General features: G+C 44.2%; 14 protein-coding genes. 8 read left to right on the top strand and 6 right to left on the bottom strand.

The window, feature by feature from the left end; translation table 11 throughout:
* Positions 1-105 precede the first annotated feature (105 nt).
* Entirely contained in the window at positions 106-558 is a 453-nt protein-coding gene (locus AC4MCD_RS11220; RefSeq protein WP_004783286.1) for a CopD family protein, read from the bottom strand.
* A 23-nt stretch (positions 559-581) separates the two neighbouring features.
* Positions 582-1,811 (bottom strand): beta-ketoacyl synthase N-terminal-like domain-containing protein, encoded by a 1,230-nt coding sequence (locus AC4MCD_RS11215; protein ID WP_005234293.1) that lies wholly within the window; start codon positions 1,809-1,811, stop codon positions 582-584.
* A 274-nt stretch (positions 1,812-2,085) separates the two neighbouring features.
* Between AC4MCD_RS11215 and AC4MCD_RS11210 the strand changes: the two genes are divergently transcribed.
* From AC4MCD_RS11210 to rimI, 7 genes are all read left to right on the top strand, one after another.
* Positions 2,086-3,588, top strand: coding sequence for an EcsC family protein (locus AC4MCD_RS11210; protein ID WP_491876861.1), 1,503 nt, complete (start codon positions 2,086-2,088; stop codon positions 3,586-3,588).
* 155 nt (positions 3,589-3,743) lie between these two features.
* On the top strand, positions 3,744-4,118 hold the full coding sequence (rpsL, locus tag AC4MCD_RS11205) for a 30S ribosomal protein S12 (protein WP_002050319.1): 375 nt from the start codon (positions 3,744-3,746) through the stop codon (positions 4,116-4,118).
* A gap of 181 nt (positions 4,119-4,299) precedes the next feature.
* Positions 4,300-4,770 (top strand): 30S ribosomal protein S7, encoded by a 471-nt coding sequence (rpsG, locus tag AC4MCD_RS11200; RefSeq protein WP_067728659.1) that lies wholly within the window; start codon positions 4,300-4,302, stop codon positions 4,768-4,770.
* 130 nt (positions 4,771-4,900) lie between these two features.
* Entirely contained in the window at positions 4,901-7,036 is a 2,136-nt protein-coding gene (gene fusA / locus AC4MCD_RS11195; protein WP_067728661.1) for an elongation factor G, read from the top strand.
* A gap of 96 nt (positions 7,037-7,132) precedes the next feature.
* Positions 7,133-8,323 carry an elongation factor Tu gene (gene tuf / locus AC4MCD_RS11190; protein ID WP_491876120.1) on the top strand — a complete coding sequence of 397 codons (1,191 nt, stop codon included), beginning with the start codon at positions 7,133-7,135 and terminating at the stop codon, positions 8,321-8,323.
* Between the two features lie 234 nt (positions 8,324-8,557).
* Positions 8,558-9,439 (top strand): metal-dependent hydrolase, encoded by an 882-nt coding sequence (locus AC4MCD_RS11185; protein ID WP_419363072.1) that lies wholly within the window; start codon positions 8,558-8,560, stop codon positions 9,437-9,439.
* Positions 9,440-9,552: 113 nt separating this feature from the next.
* Positions 9,553-10,011, top strand: a complete 459-nt coding sequence (rimI, locus tag AC4MCD_RS11180) for a ribosomal protein S18-alanine N-acetyltransferase (protein WP_180002414.1) — start codon at positions 9,553-9,555, stop codon at positions 10,009-10,011.
* 27 nt (positions 10,012-10,038) lie between these two features.
* Here rimI and AC4MCD_RS11175 read toward each other — a convergent pair whose 3' ends face one another.
* The 3 genes from AC4MCD_RS11175 to trxB all read right to left on the bottom strand — a co-directional run bounded on the left by AC4MCD_RS11175 (position 10,039) and on the right by trxB (position 12,650).
* Positions 10,039-10,854: an arginyltransferase gene (locus AC4MCD_RS11175; protein ID WP_491876119.1), complete on the bottom strand. Its 816-nt coding sequence runs from the start codon at positions 10,852-10,854 to the stop codon at positions 10,039-10,041.
* A gap of 21 nt (positions 10,855-10,875) precedes the next feature.
* A complete protein-coding gene (gene aat, locus AC4MCD_RS11170) occupies positions 10,876-11,607 on the bottom strand; it encodes a leucyl/phenylalanyl-tRNA--protein transferase (RefSeq protein WP_491876118.1) in 732 nt (243 codons plus the stop codon).
* An 83-nt stretch (positions 11,608-11,690) separates the two neighbouring features.
* Complete coding sequence (gene trxB / locus AC4MCD_RS11165; protein WP_004783272.1) at positions 11,691-12,650, bottom strand: thioredoxin-disulfide reductase; 960 nt, start codon at positions 12,648-12,650, stop codon at positions 11,691-11,693.
* 238 nt (positions 12,651-12,888) lie between these two features.
* Here trxB and AC4MCD_RS11160 point away from each other — a divergent pair, with 238 nt between their 5' ends.
* Positions 12,889-15,939, top strand: coding sequence for a DNA translocase FtsK (locus AC4MCD_RS11160; RefSeq protein WP_491876117.1), 3,051 nt, complete (start codon positions 12,889-12,891; stop codon positions 15,937-15,939).
* A gap of 62 nt (positions 15,940-16,001) precedes the next feature.
* On the opposite strand, the gene AC4MCD_RS11155 is transcribed toward AC4MCD_RS11160, so the two are convergent.
* A complete protein-coding gene (locus tag AC4MCD_RS11155) occupies positions 16,002-16,289 on the bottom strand; it encodes a PA4642 family protein (protein ID WP_004783267.1) in 288 nt (95 codons plus the stop codon).
* Positions 16,290-16,329: the final 40 nt, after the last annotated feature.

The following is a 16,329-nucleotide window of genomic DNA, read 5'->3' as shown; positions in this document are numbered from 1 at the left end:
GAAATTGCCTGAGCTGAATCTGAAACAGGATAGCTGTGTAAAAATTTAAAATACAAGACATAAAAAATCCCCGATCAATCGGGGATTTTTTAATTTTAGGGAATCTTAGAAAGTAGGTTTTACAACCACTAAAATCACCACAGCAAATAAAATCAGCGTTGGCATTTCATTAAAGAAGCGCCAGAACTTGTGTGACTTGTAATGGGCATTTTCCATCAGTTTCTTGCGGTAATAACCACATACCAAATGGTAAATGACTAGCAAGCCAACCAAGCCGACTTTCAGATAGAACCATAAGGCTTCATGGTAATGACGCGTTGCATCACCCCAATCGACCAGAAAGTGTGCTGTGATCAGCGTGGCGACCATAGCTGGCCACATAATCCCGCGATACAGCTTGCGTTCCATAATTTCAAAGCGTTGATGACTTACGACATCTTCGCTCATGGCATGGTAGACATAAAGCCGTGGCAGATAGAACAATGCAGCAAACCAGCAAACCACAGCAATAATATGTAATGCTTTTACCCACAAGAAAGCATCAGAAGGAGCATCCATCAAGTCACCCTAAAATGGGCGGCTTAGCCTTCCCATTTTTTGAAAACGAGACAAGCATTTACGCCGCCGAAACCGAAACTGTTACTCATCACAGTATTCAATTTTGCGTCACGTTTTTCAAGTACGATATCAAATGGTTTTGCGCCTTCATCCAGTTCAGTCACATTGATGTTTGGTGCAATAAAGTCATTTTGCATCATCAGGATAGAGTAGATCGCTTCCTGAACACCTGCAGCACCCAGGCTGTGACCTGTCATAGATTTAGTCGAGCTGAGTGGAGGAACCTGACCTTCACCGAAGGCACGTGCCATAGCTTTAAGTTCAGTAACATCACCTGCTGGAGTAGAAGTACCATGTGTATTCACATAGTCAATTTTATCTACACCATGCTGTTTGGCTTCTTCTAGAGCCATCAGGATACAACGTGTTGCCCCTTCGCCAGATGGAGCAACCATGTCAGCACCATCAGAGTTAGCTGCATAAGCCACAACTTCAGCCAGAATATTCGCGCCACGTGCCTGAGCATGTTCTAGAGACTCAAGCACCACGAAACCGCCACCGCCAGCAATCACGAAACCGTCACGGTCTGCTGAATATGGACGAGAAGCTGTTTCAGGTGTGTCGTTGTATTTAGAGCACAGTGCACCCATCGCATCAAATAGCAGGCTTTGAGACCAGTGATCTTCTTCACCACCACCGGCAAGCATTAAATCCTGTTTACCCAGTTGGATCAGATTATAAGCATAACCAATGGCATCGGCAGAAGTTGCACAAGCGCTAGTAATCGAGTGTGCAATCCCTTGTAATTTAAATGCGACACCGACGTTTGCTGTAATGGTATTCGACATGTTGCGTGGTACGAAGAATGGACCAACTTTGCGTGCGCCTTTTTCTTCCAGCAATTTTGTCATTTCTACTACAGAAGCTGTCGAGTTGCCACCTGAACCACCGGCAATACCATAACGTGGATTATTCGCCAGATCTTCCTGTTTTAAACCTGCATGCTCAACGGCTGCAACAGCAGCATTGTAGGCATACATTGCACACACGCCCATAAAGCGTTTCAGCTTACGGTCAATACCATCAAAATCCTGTTCAGCAGCAGCGCTAACATGACTCTTGAAATTCAGTTCAGCATAAGTCGGATTAAAACGTGTTCCTGAAATCCCGTTTTGTAAAGAGTGATTCACATCCTCTAATGTATTACCAATGCACGAGTTAATACCCATACCAGTGATGACAACACGTTTCATCTACAGATCCTTATAGTTTATCTCTGGGGCAGCGGGAGATACTCGGCATTGATAAGACAGCAAAATATAGCGCTAACCCCTATTTCACAATGCAGAACATCATAGCAGAAAGATTTTTGAAATCTTATGGCAAATGTTATGCCGTGTGACAGTAGGTTGAGTTTATAAAGTACTGTGTAGAGCTTTTACTAAATGAAACAGAATAAGGTTGAGATAAATGCTGACTACACCTAGTATTTATACCAAATACAAGCACGTGCATGCTGAGGTAAAAATGGTAAATGCTAATAATAAACAATCTAATGGTCTGATTTCGAATGCCTTTGGAGTGGCGAAAAAGTTCAGTTCAACAGGTTTGGAACTGTTAAATCATGTTGCACCCGATTCTGTGACTAAAACCTTCAATACCGATCATGCTGTTGATGGCTCGGCAAAAGTCAAAAGCCCTTTTGCTTCAAAAAAATATGAAAATCCCAAAGACATGCTACGCGAACATCTTCCAAATGTTTCCCGTCAGCTGCTGGGCCGTCGTTTTAATACCGTGAATAATGTCGCGCATTTTGTTTCTCCCCAGCTGGCCGACAAAGTATCTGACTACTTTTATAATCACCTGAATCAGTTCAGCAACCAGATGAGTTCGGTTGATGCCATCCTGAATGAAGCAGGGGCGAAGGATTTGGAAGAATTAACTCAGGACACTACGCGTTCTCAACGCATTTCTCAGGCATTTGCTGAACAAAATAAATGGATGGCGACGGTACAAGGCGCTGTAAGTGGTGTCACTGGGGTATTGGGAACTGCGATTGATATTCCAGCTTCTTTACTGATGGCACTGCGTACCATCTATCAAGTGGGACGTTCTTATGGTTTTGACCTGAGCAAGGAAGACGATCAGGAAATTGTACAGCATATCTTTAGACAGATTGATCTCAGTCTGATTGCAGAAAAACAGGCGCTGTTGATGGGGCTTAAAGCGCTGAGCAGTACTTTGAAAACACATGACCTTTCCCAGTTGCAGACTATGCTTGGATCAAGCAATGATGTGGAAACACTGAAAAAATGGCTCAGCAATCAGGATGGTAGCATGAAGTGGGAATGGATGAACCATTTCCCGAAACTGTCTTTATTAGAGCAGCTAACCAAACTGACTCCATTGGCGAGTGCAGGGATTGGCGCAGTCTATAGTCATCGCTTTGTGAATGACGTGAACCAGAAAGCTCAAGAAGTATTCTCGCATGCCCGTCAGTATCTGCAACAACATCAAGATCTAGACTTGTCACCATATGCTGCCTATGAAAAAGCAGTTGATCTGCTCCAGCAGGCGGCACCGAAGCTGATGGAAAATCTTGACCATTCAGCCGCTGATAAAGATAAGCCAATTCTGGATAAAGAAATCCCAATTGAAGGCAATCAAACCATCAAGCAGGTCAAACTGGTCAAGAAAGATCAGGAAAGCTTGAGTCCGGAAGAAGCTGAAGTGAAAAAAGATGAAAAGGTCAGCGAAGGTCTGGATGAACTGACCGATAAACTGGTTGAACATGCTGACGCTAGACAGGAACAAAAACCGGCTATTCCAAAAGATTCTTTTGATGCAGATGCAGCCCTAGAAGAAGAGCTCGGCTTGCAGGAAAATGACACAGAAATGTTACAGGCAGCCGCTGAAGAAGAGACGGATACAAACAATCCAGAAAACTCCGAGACTGCAGACAAACAAACGCAAGCTGAGGAAACTACGGAAGATGTTACAAAAAATGCTGCCACGAAATCGAAAAAATGAATGATTTTCACCATAAAATAAACGCTTAAAGTCGAGATGCGATCGTGTTTTGCCTGACTCCGGCATATTGACCGATTTTGCATCTTGACATACAATTGCATGCCCTCAAAAAGTAGTATGTTTTTGGGGCTTTTTATTAACGGGAGAATTGCCACATGGCAACAACAAATCAGTTGATCCGTAAGGGTCGTACGACTTTAGTTGAAAAATCTAAAGTTCCTGCGTTGAAGGCTTGTCCACAACGTCGTGGTGTTTGTACACGTGTTTACACAACTACACCTAAAAAACCTAACTCAGCAATGCGTAAAGTTTGCCGTGTTCGCTTAACTTCTGGTTTTGAAGTATCAAGCTACATCGGTGGTGAAGGCCATAACCTACAAGAGCACAGTGTTGTTCTTATCCGTGGTGGTCGTGTTAAAGATTTACCAGGTGTACGTTACCATACCGTTCGTGGTTCTTTAGACTGTGCTGGTGTTAAAGATCGTAACCAGTCTCGTTCTAAATACGGTACTAAACGTCCTAAGAAATAATTGATCTTTCGAGATTAATTTCTTAGTTCGTAGAACTGCAATCCTTTATCGTCTCGCTTGTCTGATTTCTGCATTTATTTTGTGAAATTCAAGCGACGTGTAGTAAGGCCAGCGAATGTACATGACACTTTGTACTCATGCTGGATAAACCTGAAGTGTCATATTTATAGGTAGTTTTAAAATGCCAAGACGTCGCGTAGTCGCTGCTCGTGAAATCCTTCCGGATCCTAAGTTCAGCAGCCAAACAATCGCTAAATTCATGAACCACGTAATGCAAGATGGTAAAAAATCTATTGCTGAAAGTATCGTTTACGGTGCTTTGGACCGCGTTCAAGAAAAATCTAAAGTAGACCCAGTTGAATTTTTTGAGGCTACTCTTGAAAAAGTTCGTCCAATGGTCGAAGTAAAAGCACGCCGTGTTGGTGGTGCTACATACCAGGTACCTATGGAAGTACGCCCATCCCGTCGTACTGCCCTAGCTATGCGTTGGTTAGTAGATGCTGCTGCTAAGCGTTCTGAAAAAACTATGGCTTTACGTCTTGCTGGCGAGTTGCTTGATGCAGCTGAAGGTAAAGGCGCAGCGGTTAAAAAACGTGAAGATGTGCACCGTATGGCTGAAGCCAACAAAGCCTTCTCTCACTACCGTTTCTAAGCACATAAAACAGGCCCTTATCAGGACGGTGATGATATGGGTTTCATCCAATCGTCATCAAAACGCTTTAAGTTGCTAGCAACTTAAAGCGTCCTGTTTTAAACAACAAAATTTAGGAATGCTAGAAATCATGGCACGTCAAACCCCAATTTCTCGTTACCGTAACATCGGTATTTCCGCGCACATCGATGCTGGTAAAACAACGACTTCTGAACGTATTTTGTTCTACACAGGTGAGAGCCATAAACTAGGTGAAACTCACGAAGGTTCAGCAACAACTGACTGGATGGAACAAGAGCAAGAACGTGGTATTACCATTACTTCAGCAGCAGTAACATGCTTCTGGAAAGGTATGGCTAACCAGTTCGACCAACACCGTATTAACGTTATTGACACCCCGGGACACGTTGACTTCACGATCGAAGTTGAGCGTTCTATGCGTGTTCTTGACGGTGCATGTATGGTTTACTGTGCTGTAGGTGGTGTACAACCTCAGTCTGAAACTGTATGGCGTCAAGCAAACAAATATAAAGTGCCTCGTATTGCGTTCGTAAACAAAATGGACCGTACTGGCGCGAACTTCTTCCGTGCTGTGGAACAAGTAAAAACACGTCTTGGCGGTAACCCTGTGCCAATCGTGATTCCAGTTGGCGCTGAAGAAAACTTCCAAGGTGTTGTTGACCTAATCGAAATGAAATCGATTATCTGGGACGAAGCGTCTCAAGGTATGAAGTTCGAATATGGTGAAATCCCTGCTGACTTAGTTGAGCTAGCTAACGAATGGCGTACTAACATGGTTGAAGCTGCTGCGGAAGCATCAGAAGAACTCATGGACAAGTACCTTGAAGAAGGCGAGTTGACTAAAGAAGAAATCGTTTCTGGTCTGCGTGCACGTACATTGTTGAATGAAATTCAACCAATGCTTTGTGGTTCAGCGTTCAAAAACAAAGGTGTTCAACGTATGTTGGATGCTGTTATTGAGTTCTTGCCAGCGCCAACTGACGTTGAAGCAATTAAAGGTATCTTAGACGACAAAGACGAAACTGAAGGTTCTCGTGAAGCGTCTGACGATGCTCCGTTCTCTGCGCTTGCGTTCAAAATCATGAACGACAAATTCGTAGGTAACTTGACATTCGTACGTGTTTACTCTGGTGTTCTTAAAGCGGGTAGCCCGTGTTATAACCCAGTAAAAATGAAACGTGAACGTGTTGGCCGTATCGTACAGATGCACGCAAATGACCGTCATGACATCGAAGAAATTCGTGCAGGTGACATCGCAGCGTGTGTAGGTCTTAAAGATACGACAACTGGTGATACGCTTTGTGATGAAAACAACATCATTACACTTGAGCGTATGGAATTCCCAGAGCCAGTAATTGCACTTGCAGTTGAACCTAAAACTAAAGCTGACCAAGAAAAAATGTCAGTTGCTTTAGGTCGTTTGGCGAAAGAAGATCCATCGTTCCGTGTACGTACTGACGAAGAATCTGGTCAAACAATTATTGCTGGTATGGGTGAGCTTCACCTTGACATCATCGTTGACCGTATGAAGCGTGAGTTCAACGTTGAAGCGAACATTGGTAAACCAATGGTTGCTTACCGCGAAACGATCAAGAAATCTGTTGAGCAAGAAGGTAAATTCGTTCGTCAAACTGGTGGTAAAGGTAAATTCGGTCACGTATACGTACGTTTAGAGCCGCTTGACCCTGAAACTGGTAAAGACTACGAGTTCGCTGAAGAAGTTGTTGGTGGTGTAGTACCTAAAGAATTCTTTGGTGCTGTAGACAAAGGTATCCAAGAACGTATGAAGAATGGTGTCCTTGCTGGTTATCCAGTAGTTGGCATCAAAGCGACATTGTTCGACGGTTCTTACCATGATGTCGACTCTGACGAATTATCGTTCAAAATGGCAGGTTCTTATGCCTTCCGTGATGGTTTCATGAAAGCAGATCCTATCTTGCTTGAGCCTATCATGAAAGTTGAAGTAGAAACTCCAGAAGACTACATGGGCGATATCATGGGTGACTTAAACCGTCGTCGTGGTCTTGTTCAAGGTATGGACGATTTACCTGGCGGTACTAAAGCGATTCGTGCAGAAGTTCCACTTTCTGAGATGTTTGGTTACGCAACTCATATGCGTTCTATGTCTCAAGGTCGTGCGACTTACTCTATGGAGTTCGCTAAGTACGCTGAAACTCCACGTAACGTGGCTGAAGGCATTATCGCTAAATTCCAGTCTGGCGGTAAAAAAGGTGACGACGAGTAATCTTTCGATTACTATAAGCCCAAACTAATTCATAGTTAAAAACCAAAATCGCTTGTAGGGCTCACCCCCTACAGGCAGTTTAAAAAGGAAGATCTCATGGCTAAGGCTAAGTTCGAACGTAATAAGCCACACGTTAACGTGGGCACAATCGGTCACGTTGACCATGGTAAAACAACTTTAACAGCTGCGATTGCAACTGTATGTGCTAAAACATTCGGTGGTGAAGCGAAAGACTACGCTGCAATCGACTCTGCACCAGAAGAAAAAGCACGTGGTATTACAATTAATACTTCACACGTAGAATACGATTCTCCAACTCGTCACTACGCTCACGTAGACTGCCCGGGCCACGCCGATTATGTTAAAAACATGATTACTGGTGCTGCTCAGATGGACGGCGCGATCCTTGTATGTGCTGCGACTGACGGTCCAATGCCACAAACTCGTGAACACATCCTGCTTTCTCGTCAGGTAGGTGTACCTTACATCGTTGTATTCTTGAACAAATGCGACCTTGTAGACGACGAAGAGCTTCTTGAACTGGTTGAAATGGAAGTTCGTGAACTTCTTTCTACTTACGACTTCCCAGGTGATGACACTCCTGTAATCCGTGGTTCAGCACTTGCTGCACTTAACGGTGAAGCTGGTCAATACGGCGAACCAGCTGTAGTAGCACTTGTTGAAGCGCTTGACTCTTACATCCCAGAACCAGAACGTGCAATCGACCAAGCATTCTTGATGCCAATCGAAGACGTATTCTCAATTTCTGGTCGTGGTACAGTAGTAACTGGCCGTGTTGAAACTGGTGTCATCAAAGTTGGTGAAGAAGTTGAAATCGTGGGTATCAAAGACACAGTTAAGACTACTGTAACTGGCGTTGAAATGTTCCGTAAACTTCTTGACGAAGGCCGTGCTGGTGAGAACTGTGGTATCTTGCTTCGTGGTACTAAACGTGAAGACGTACAACGTGGTCAAGTACTTGCTAAACCAGGTTCTATCAAACCGCACACTAAATTCGATGCAGAAGTATATGTACTTTCTAAAGACGAAGGTGGTCGTCACACTCCATTCCTGAATGGTTACCGTCCACAGTTCTACTTCCGTACAACTGACGTAACTGGCGCGATTTCTTTGAAAGAAGGCGTTGAAATGGTTATGCCTGGTGACAACGTAGAAATGTCAGTAGAACTAATCCACCCAATCGCAATGGACCCAGGTCTACGTTTTGCGATCCGTGAAGGTGGTCGTACAGTTGGTGCTGGTGTAGTTGCTAAAGTAACTGCATAATCGCTGATTGTGTGAAAAAAGCGTCCCTTTGGGACGCTTTTTTTATATCTGTAAATTCAACTTACTCATTTTCAAGCATATTTAAATTGTCTAACAATATATTTATAAGCTGTCCTTAAGTGATATTTCACTGACCTTATCTGCACTTATGTGAAAAATTCAACGCAGTAATATAACTATAAGAATTTTAATAATTAGATTTCAGCTCTATATAGAACTGAGGGGAGTAAGTGTATGAATGCTCAAGTGAAAATTACCAATCGTGCAGGCGCAAGTTTTCCGGTACGTCGTATGAGTTTTGATTTTGATCAAGTGTCAGAATACTGGATGAATGGTTCAGCAGGACTGACTCACTTTATGACTGCACTCTCTGCACTATTCCCGGCAGGCGAAAAATTCTTTATTGATTCTGTTCGTGCTGTACGTCAGCATCCAGCCATTAAAGATAATGAGGCGTTGCAAAAGGAAATTTCTGCCTTTATTGGTCAGGAAGCCATGCATACCCAGGAACATGTGGGTTTTAATGCTTCAGCGCAACGTCATGGTCATGATGTTGATACGCTAGATCGTTATACTGACCGAGTCATTCAAACTGCACGCAAAATCTTTGCGGCAGTCGGTAAGCCAGTCGGTATTACCCAGGAAATGGTGGACCTCACTGCGACGACTGCACTAGAACATTTTACTGCGACCATTGCATCTCAGTTACTGACCAATCATCATATTCAGGAACTGATGAAAGATGACACCATGAAAACCATGTGGCTCTGGCATGCAATTGAAGAGAATGAACACAAGGCCGTGGCCTATGATGTATTCGAAGGTGTTTTCGGTAAAGGCTTAAAATCTTATCTGCTGCGTACCACTTCATTAGTCGCTGCAATGGTCACCCTATTCTTTGTACAAAGCTACTTTGTATTGCGTTTATTGAAAGAAGACCGTCAGTTAAGTCTTGGAGCTTTAAAAGAAATTTATACTTATGGTTATAGCCCATCTAAAGGAATTATTACCGGTATGGGTAAAGAAATGCTGATGTACTTTAAACCTGGTTTTCATCCAAATGATCATGACACCCATAGCTTATTACAAAGCTGGAAACAAAAACTGGGCCTTTAATTTAAAACTAGATTAAAAGACTGAAGAGCAACCTAAGTTGCTCTTTTTTTTGCTCGATTTTTTAAATAAAGTTTCTATAATGCGGAGGTTAATTCTAGATAAGATGAACGAAGATGATTCGTTTGATGCAAGCTGCGGATGTACCAGCCGTTGCCAAGATTGAAACCAAAGTACAATCCCATCCCTGGACCTTTAAACAATTTGAAGATGCTGTTACTGCTTATCAAAGCACTGTGATTGAACAAGCAGGGCAAGTCGTAGGGTTCTGCATTTTACAGCCGGTGTTGGATGAAGCCAATTTATTACTGATGGCAATTGATCCTGCGCAACAGGGCAAAGGTTTAGGTTATCAGTTGCTAGATGCCTCAATTGCATTATTGAAAAATAGTCCAGTACAAATCTTTCTGGAAGTACGGGAAAGCAATACTGCTGCAATTAAACTGTATGAAAAAACCGGTTTTCATCAGATTGATCTGCGCAAGAACTATTATCCGAATTCGAATGGCACTCGGGAACATGCCATTATTATGGTGAAGTCCTGTACTGATGATTTTGCCAGCCTGTTTAAATAATATTCCAGCTCTTATTTGACGACTAACTTACTTGATGATGGGATTATTCCATCCGCTAGGCAAGGTCGTCATCAAGGAGTTTCCCAGATGTTCAATCTCCACCGGAGTAAGGGTGCGGTTTAATCGGCGCCACTGCCCGTCAATTAATAATTCAAGTGGCAGGTATTGAGACTTGTAGTTCATTTTGGCTGAATGTGGAACCCAGTAGCCCAGATACACAAACTGCAAACCAAGTTTTTGAGTGTGCTCAATCTGTTTCAGAATCGCAAAGGCACCCAGGGAACGGCGGTTCTCATCAGGATCAAAGAAAGTATACACCGCTGAAACGCCATCATCGAGCAGGTCACAAGTCGATACGCTGATCAGACGGTCATCTTTCCATAATTCCAGAAAGAAACTATCGGTACAGCTTTGTAGTAAAAACTTTTCGAACTGGTCACGGCTAGGTGGGTACATATCACCATCTGCATGGCGTTCATTAATATAACGTTCGTAGAGGGCGTAATGTATATCTGTGGCCTGTTCAGGATGGGTAATTTTAACCGTCAAATCCTGATTACGTTTCCAGGCTTTTTTTTGCGAGCTGTTCATTTGGAATTCATGAACAGGAATACGTGAAGATAAACATTGACGGCACAGGTGGCATTCAGGCCGATAGACAAAATCACCACTACGACGGAAACCGGTACGAGAAAGCTCGGACAGCGTCACTACATCAATACGGTGCGCTGGATCAAGAAAAACCATGCGCGCGGACTTGTTGAGCAGATAGCTACAGTCATGCGGCGGCGTAATATAATACTGTAAATCGTTCAGTAGGGACTGTGGTTGATAAGAGTTCATAACAAGTGCCCTCTGTTATTTTCATTCACTTAATCGCGCAGACTGCGCTATTGTTTTACTTGAAAATACACCGTCTTGATACTTTTTCCAATTGATCGCAGGCTGTTTTATCACATCTTGTAACGATTTAAGATATGTATGGCGAGAAATTGTACAGGCACCTAGACTCATCAAGTGATCATTCACCAATTGACAGTCAATCCAGGGCAACTGATTTTCTCTGCCAATCAGCATCAGGGTATAAAAAGCCATTTTAGAAACATCGGTTTGGGTACTGAACATGGATTCACCGAAACAGCCTTTACCAATGGTCACCCCGTAAAGTCCACCTACTACGCGATCTTCATCCCAAACCTCAATACTATAGCCATAGCCTGCGTCGAACAAATCGCAATAACCTTGAATGATCTCTTCACTAATCCAGGTCTCATCTGCGTAAGCGCGAGGCAATGAGCAGGAACGGATGACTCTTTCAAAAGCATGATTCACCGTAATTTTATAATCCCGTTTTTTCATACTGCGAAGCAGGGATTTGCTGGGATGATAATCCTCTGGTCGAATAATGCAGCGTGGTTCCGGACTCCACCAGCAGATCGGATCACCTTCAGAAAACCAAGGGAAGAGACCATGGGTATAGGCCTCATACAAAGTAGAAAGGGAGAGGTCTGCACCGATACAAATCAGGCCTTCGCCCTCAAGATCCGCTTCTTCAGGATTGGGGAAAATGTACTGTGAAGGAGGAAGAAGATGCATGCAGAACCCTGATCTTGTAATAGACTGTTTTTATCATACATAAAAAAACCGCCCATGATGGACGGTCTTTTTATTTTCGATGCTTAGTCTAATTTACCCATTGCATCGAGATATTTTTCTGCATCCAGTGCTGCCATACAGCCTGAACCTGCAGAGGTAATCGCCTGACGATAGATGCTGTCTGCGATATCGCCTGCAGCAAATACACCCGGGATAGAGGTCTGAGTGGCATTACCCGCTGTACCGCTTTGTACCTGAATATAGCCATCACGCAGTTCTAGCTGGCCTTCGAACATGGTGCTATTTGGTTTATGACCAATAGCAACAAACAGACCTGAAACTTCAACATCCTGAGTTGAATCATCTTGAGTTGATTTTAAACGTACCGCAGTGACGCCAGTGGTATCACCCAACACTTCTTCTACCTGATGATTCCAGATAATGCTGATTTTGCCTTCTTTTTCTTTTTCAAAAAGATGGTCTTGCAGGATTTTTTCAGAACGCAACGTATCACGACGATGAACTAGGGTCACGTGAGAAGCGATGTTAGAGAGATATAACGCTTCTTCAACAGCGGTATTACCACCGCCCACAACCATCACTTTTTGTTCTTTATAGAAGAAACCGTCACAGGTTGCACAAGCGCTCACGCCTTGACCCATAAATGCAGCTTCTGATTCCAGACCCAGGTATTGCGCAGTTGCACCAGTACAAATGATCAGGGCATCACAAGTGAACTCTTCCATATCGCCTTTCAGGACGAATGGACGAACGTTAAGGTCAACTTCATTGATATGATCATAAACAATTTCAGTACCAAAACGTTCTGCATGAGCCTGCATACGTTCCATTAAAGCTGGACCAGTCAGACCTTCAGGATCGCCAGGCCAGTTATCTACTTCAGTCGTTGTGGTTAATTGACCACCCAGTTGCAGACCTGCAATCAGGGTCGGTTTTAAGTTTGCACGCGCTGCATAGACTGCTGCGCTATAGCCAGCAGGGCCAGAACCTAAAATAATCAGTCGTGAGTGACGTGCGCTCATTCGCTGTATCCTTTTTTATTTAGAAATTTATTGAATTATACGTGAAACTGTATAACAGTGGTGTGAGATTAAAGTCGATATTATTGATCATCGAAATCGATTTGGGCTATATAGAAGAAGTACACAATAATGCATCTTTTTTGATGCAACAGGTGCATAATATGCATTTTATTGCGACGCTTTTTTTGAAGCATACCAGCAAAAGAATATTCATGAAGAATTGGTTACAGGACAGTATATGACAGCGGTGTCGAGTGCCTATGCACAGCGCTTAGTAATGACATTATTTTTAGTCTCATTTGGGATTTATCTGTTTCTTGCAACAGTGACCTATACACCATTTGATCCGGGGTGGATGCATATCTCTAGTGATACGCAGACAGTTTCAAATGCGAGTGGGGTTGCAGGGGCCTGGATTTCAGACCTGTTATTTGGTTTTCTCGGTTGGGCAAGCCTGCTGATCCCTGTGTATCTGTTTATGGAAGCAATCCAGGTCTGGTGGCCGCGCAGCTTCCTGAACCGTCCATTCCGTTATGCTGCCCAATTCTTCCTGTTATTGACTACATCGGCGTTGCTGTTCCTGTTCTGGCAAGTTCCAGCCGATACGCTGGATAATTCTTCAGGCGGCATTATTGGCTATGAGCTGGGCCAAAGTCTTGAACAATTACTAACCGTCTATGGCGCAGCTTTTTTCTTGCTGGTGCTTTGGGTGGTTCTGTTTACCTTGGCATTTGGTGTGAAATGGAACAAGACCTGGAGCAGTCTCAAGGCAACGCCTGCTTATCTGCAAGATCTGTTCTATCGTAATGTACCAGAAGGCATGTCGGATTTTGACCGTACTGCGCCTGTAATGAAAAAAGAAGCGGTAAAAGCAGCTGCCAAAAAAGTGACAGTACCGGTCACTGCCGCACCTGAACATGATCTGGTAGAAGTCGACCCTGTAGTTCGCGATCATGTCGCTGAACGCCTGTTTGAGGATTTTGCAGATAAAGAATCGCACCAGCCTCACCACTATGAAGAAGATATTTCTGAAACTGTACAGACATCAGTTGCAGAACCTGTTCAGGAACAAGCACCGCGAACAGCAGAGCCGGATCGTGTGGTGGCAACAGGGGAGGTGTGGCGTGCGTTACATTCCAATGAAGACCAGCGTCACAAGCAGGATATCGATGCCTTACTTAAAGCTGCAGAAGAAGAGCAAGCTGACTTTTCTCCTGACGCATTTGCAGCTGCACCAACGAATCATAGTGCTCATGAAGTGACATCATCCGCTACAGCTAAGAATAATCTGGATTGGGATGATGATGAAATTTTTGATGAGTTATTGGCCGCAGTTCCGCAAGGTAAAACAGCAACGGATGTGCATAGTCCGTTTAATTCAGCAGCAGCTGAAAAATCCCTTCGAATTGTAGAAAATGCTGGAACGGTCAGTTCCACTGCTGCTGTTCCGCTCATGGCTGCACATGCGATTAAAAATACCAGCCTGGAAGCAGATTTTGATGATCTGGACGACTTGCTTGTTGAAGCCGATGAGCCAAAACCCGCACCTGTACGTGCGTCAAGCTATGCCCAGTCTTCTGCTTTTGTTCAGGCACCGATTCAGCGTGTAGAGACAACAGCTCAAACCGCAGCGACTAATGCAGCAGTTCAGGAAGCATTGTCCAAAGAAGAATTTATTGAAGCTTGGCATGAAACTGCCGGTAAGCCTCAGGATGAAGACGAGTTTGATTTCGATGCGCCATTGACGGATGCCGCTGGACGTCCAATGTCACGCGCCATGCAGGTCGCTGAGCGCCGTAAAGACCTGTCACCATTGCCGGGTCTGGAATTGCTGGATAAAGTCGATCCGAACAAAAAAGTGAATTTCACTGAAGAGCAATTATCCCGTTTATCAGAACTTCTGGAAATCAAACTTCAGGAATTTAACGTTAAAGCCAAAGTGGTCGAGGCTCAACCAGGCCCAGTCGTGACACGTTTTGAACTGGACCTTGCACCTGGCGTGAAAGCTTCCAAAGTCACTAATATTTCACGTGACTTGGCCCGTTCGATGTCAATGGCTTCAGTACGTGTAGTCGAAGTCATTCCAGGTAAGCCTTATATCGGGATTGAGGTTCCGAACAGCAGCCGTGAAATGGTGCGTTTGATTGAACTGGTACAGATTCCAAAATTCAATGATCCTGATGGCATTTTGTCGATGGCCATGGGTAAGGATATTTCGGGCAATCCGGTAATTACTGAACTGGGTAAAGCACCGCATATGCTGGTGGCAGGGACTACAGGTTCTGGTAAATCGGTGGCGGTTAACTCGATGATTCTATCGATGTTATTGAAGTACACACCAGACCAGTTACGCCTGATCCTGATCGATCCAAAACAGCTTGAATTGGCCAACTATAATGATATTCCACACTTGTTAACCCCAGTTGTGACCGATATGAAAGATGCGGTCAGTGCCTTGAACTGGTGTGTGAATGAAATGGAACGTCGTTACAAACTGATGTCTTTCCTGAAAATCCGTAAGCTCAGCGACTATAACCGTAAGGTGGAAGAGGCGCTTGCCAATGGTGAAGAGCTATTTGATCCAACCTGGAAAGCCAGTGAATCTGTGGCAGGGGAGCGTGCGCCACGTCTGACACCACTACCTTCAATTGTGATCGTAGCGGACGAGTTCGCAGATATGATCATGCAGGTTGGTAAAAAAGCCGAAGAAATGATTACCCGTCTGGCACAGAAATCCCGTGCTGCTGGTATTCACCTGTTACTGGCAACTCAGCGCCCATCGGTAGATGTCATCACCGGTCTGATTAAGGCCAATATTCCAACACGTGTCGCACTTCGTGTGAACTCGAAAATTGACTCACGTACCATTCTCGATGCAGGTGGTGCAGAAGACTTGCTCGGTCATGGTGATATGCTGTTCCTTGGCCCGGGTAAAATTGAGCCGGAGCGCGTACACGGGGCCTTTATTGCCGATGATGAAGTGAACCGGATCTGTGATGCATGGCGTGAACGTGGAGCGCCTAACTATGTGGATGAGATCCTGACTCCATTTGATGAAGAACCGTCTAGTCGTGGTTTTGAAGATGGTGGAGATGGTGGATCGGATCGAGATGCGCTGTATGACCAGTGTGTGGCTTTTGTTTTGGAAACCCGCAAAGCATCAACTTCATCTTTGCAGCGTAAGTTCAGTCTAGGTTATAACCGTGCTGCACGGATCATTGACCAGATGGAAGAAAATGGCATTGTCAGCTCAATGGGTGCCAATGGTAAGCGTGAGATTCTGGTTTAAATCCAGAATCTCTAGCGATTAAAAAGAGCCTGCTTTAAGCAGGCTTTTTTATGCATTTTGACTTATGCAAATTTTTCTAATACTGCCAAGAACTCGGCACTTTGACGCGGATAAGTGGCAATCACGTCATGAATGCGCTGTCCTTCCGGATTGGTGGCGTTAAGATCGCGACCGTCTGCGACAAATTTGGTTAGCAGGCGCTCATAGTCAAAAGGGCGCATATGCTTGAATGCATGATAAAGCACATGGAAATCTGCATTGACGCCTGCAGGAGGAAGCTGATTCAGGTAGGCATATACACGCTCATCTGACCATTCTTCGTTAAAGGTCGCTGGTTGAGATAATGCCATCGCAATCTCCTTGATGTAATTCTTCGGCATGAAAAAAGGC

The sequence above is a fragment of the Acinetobacter sp. CAU_H_78 genome (assembly GCF_058599365.1).
Note: the sequence above shows the minus strand (reverse complement) of the source record. Positions and strands in the feature narration are given on the sequence as shown.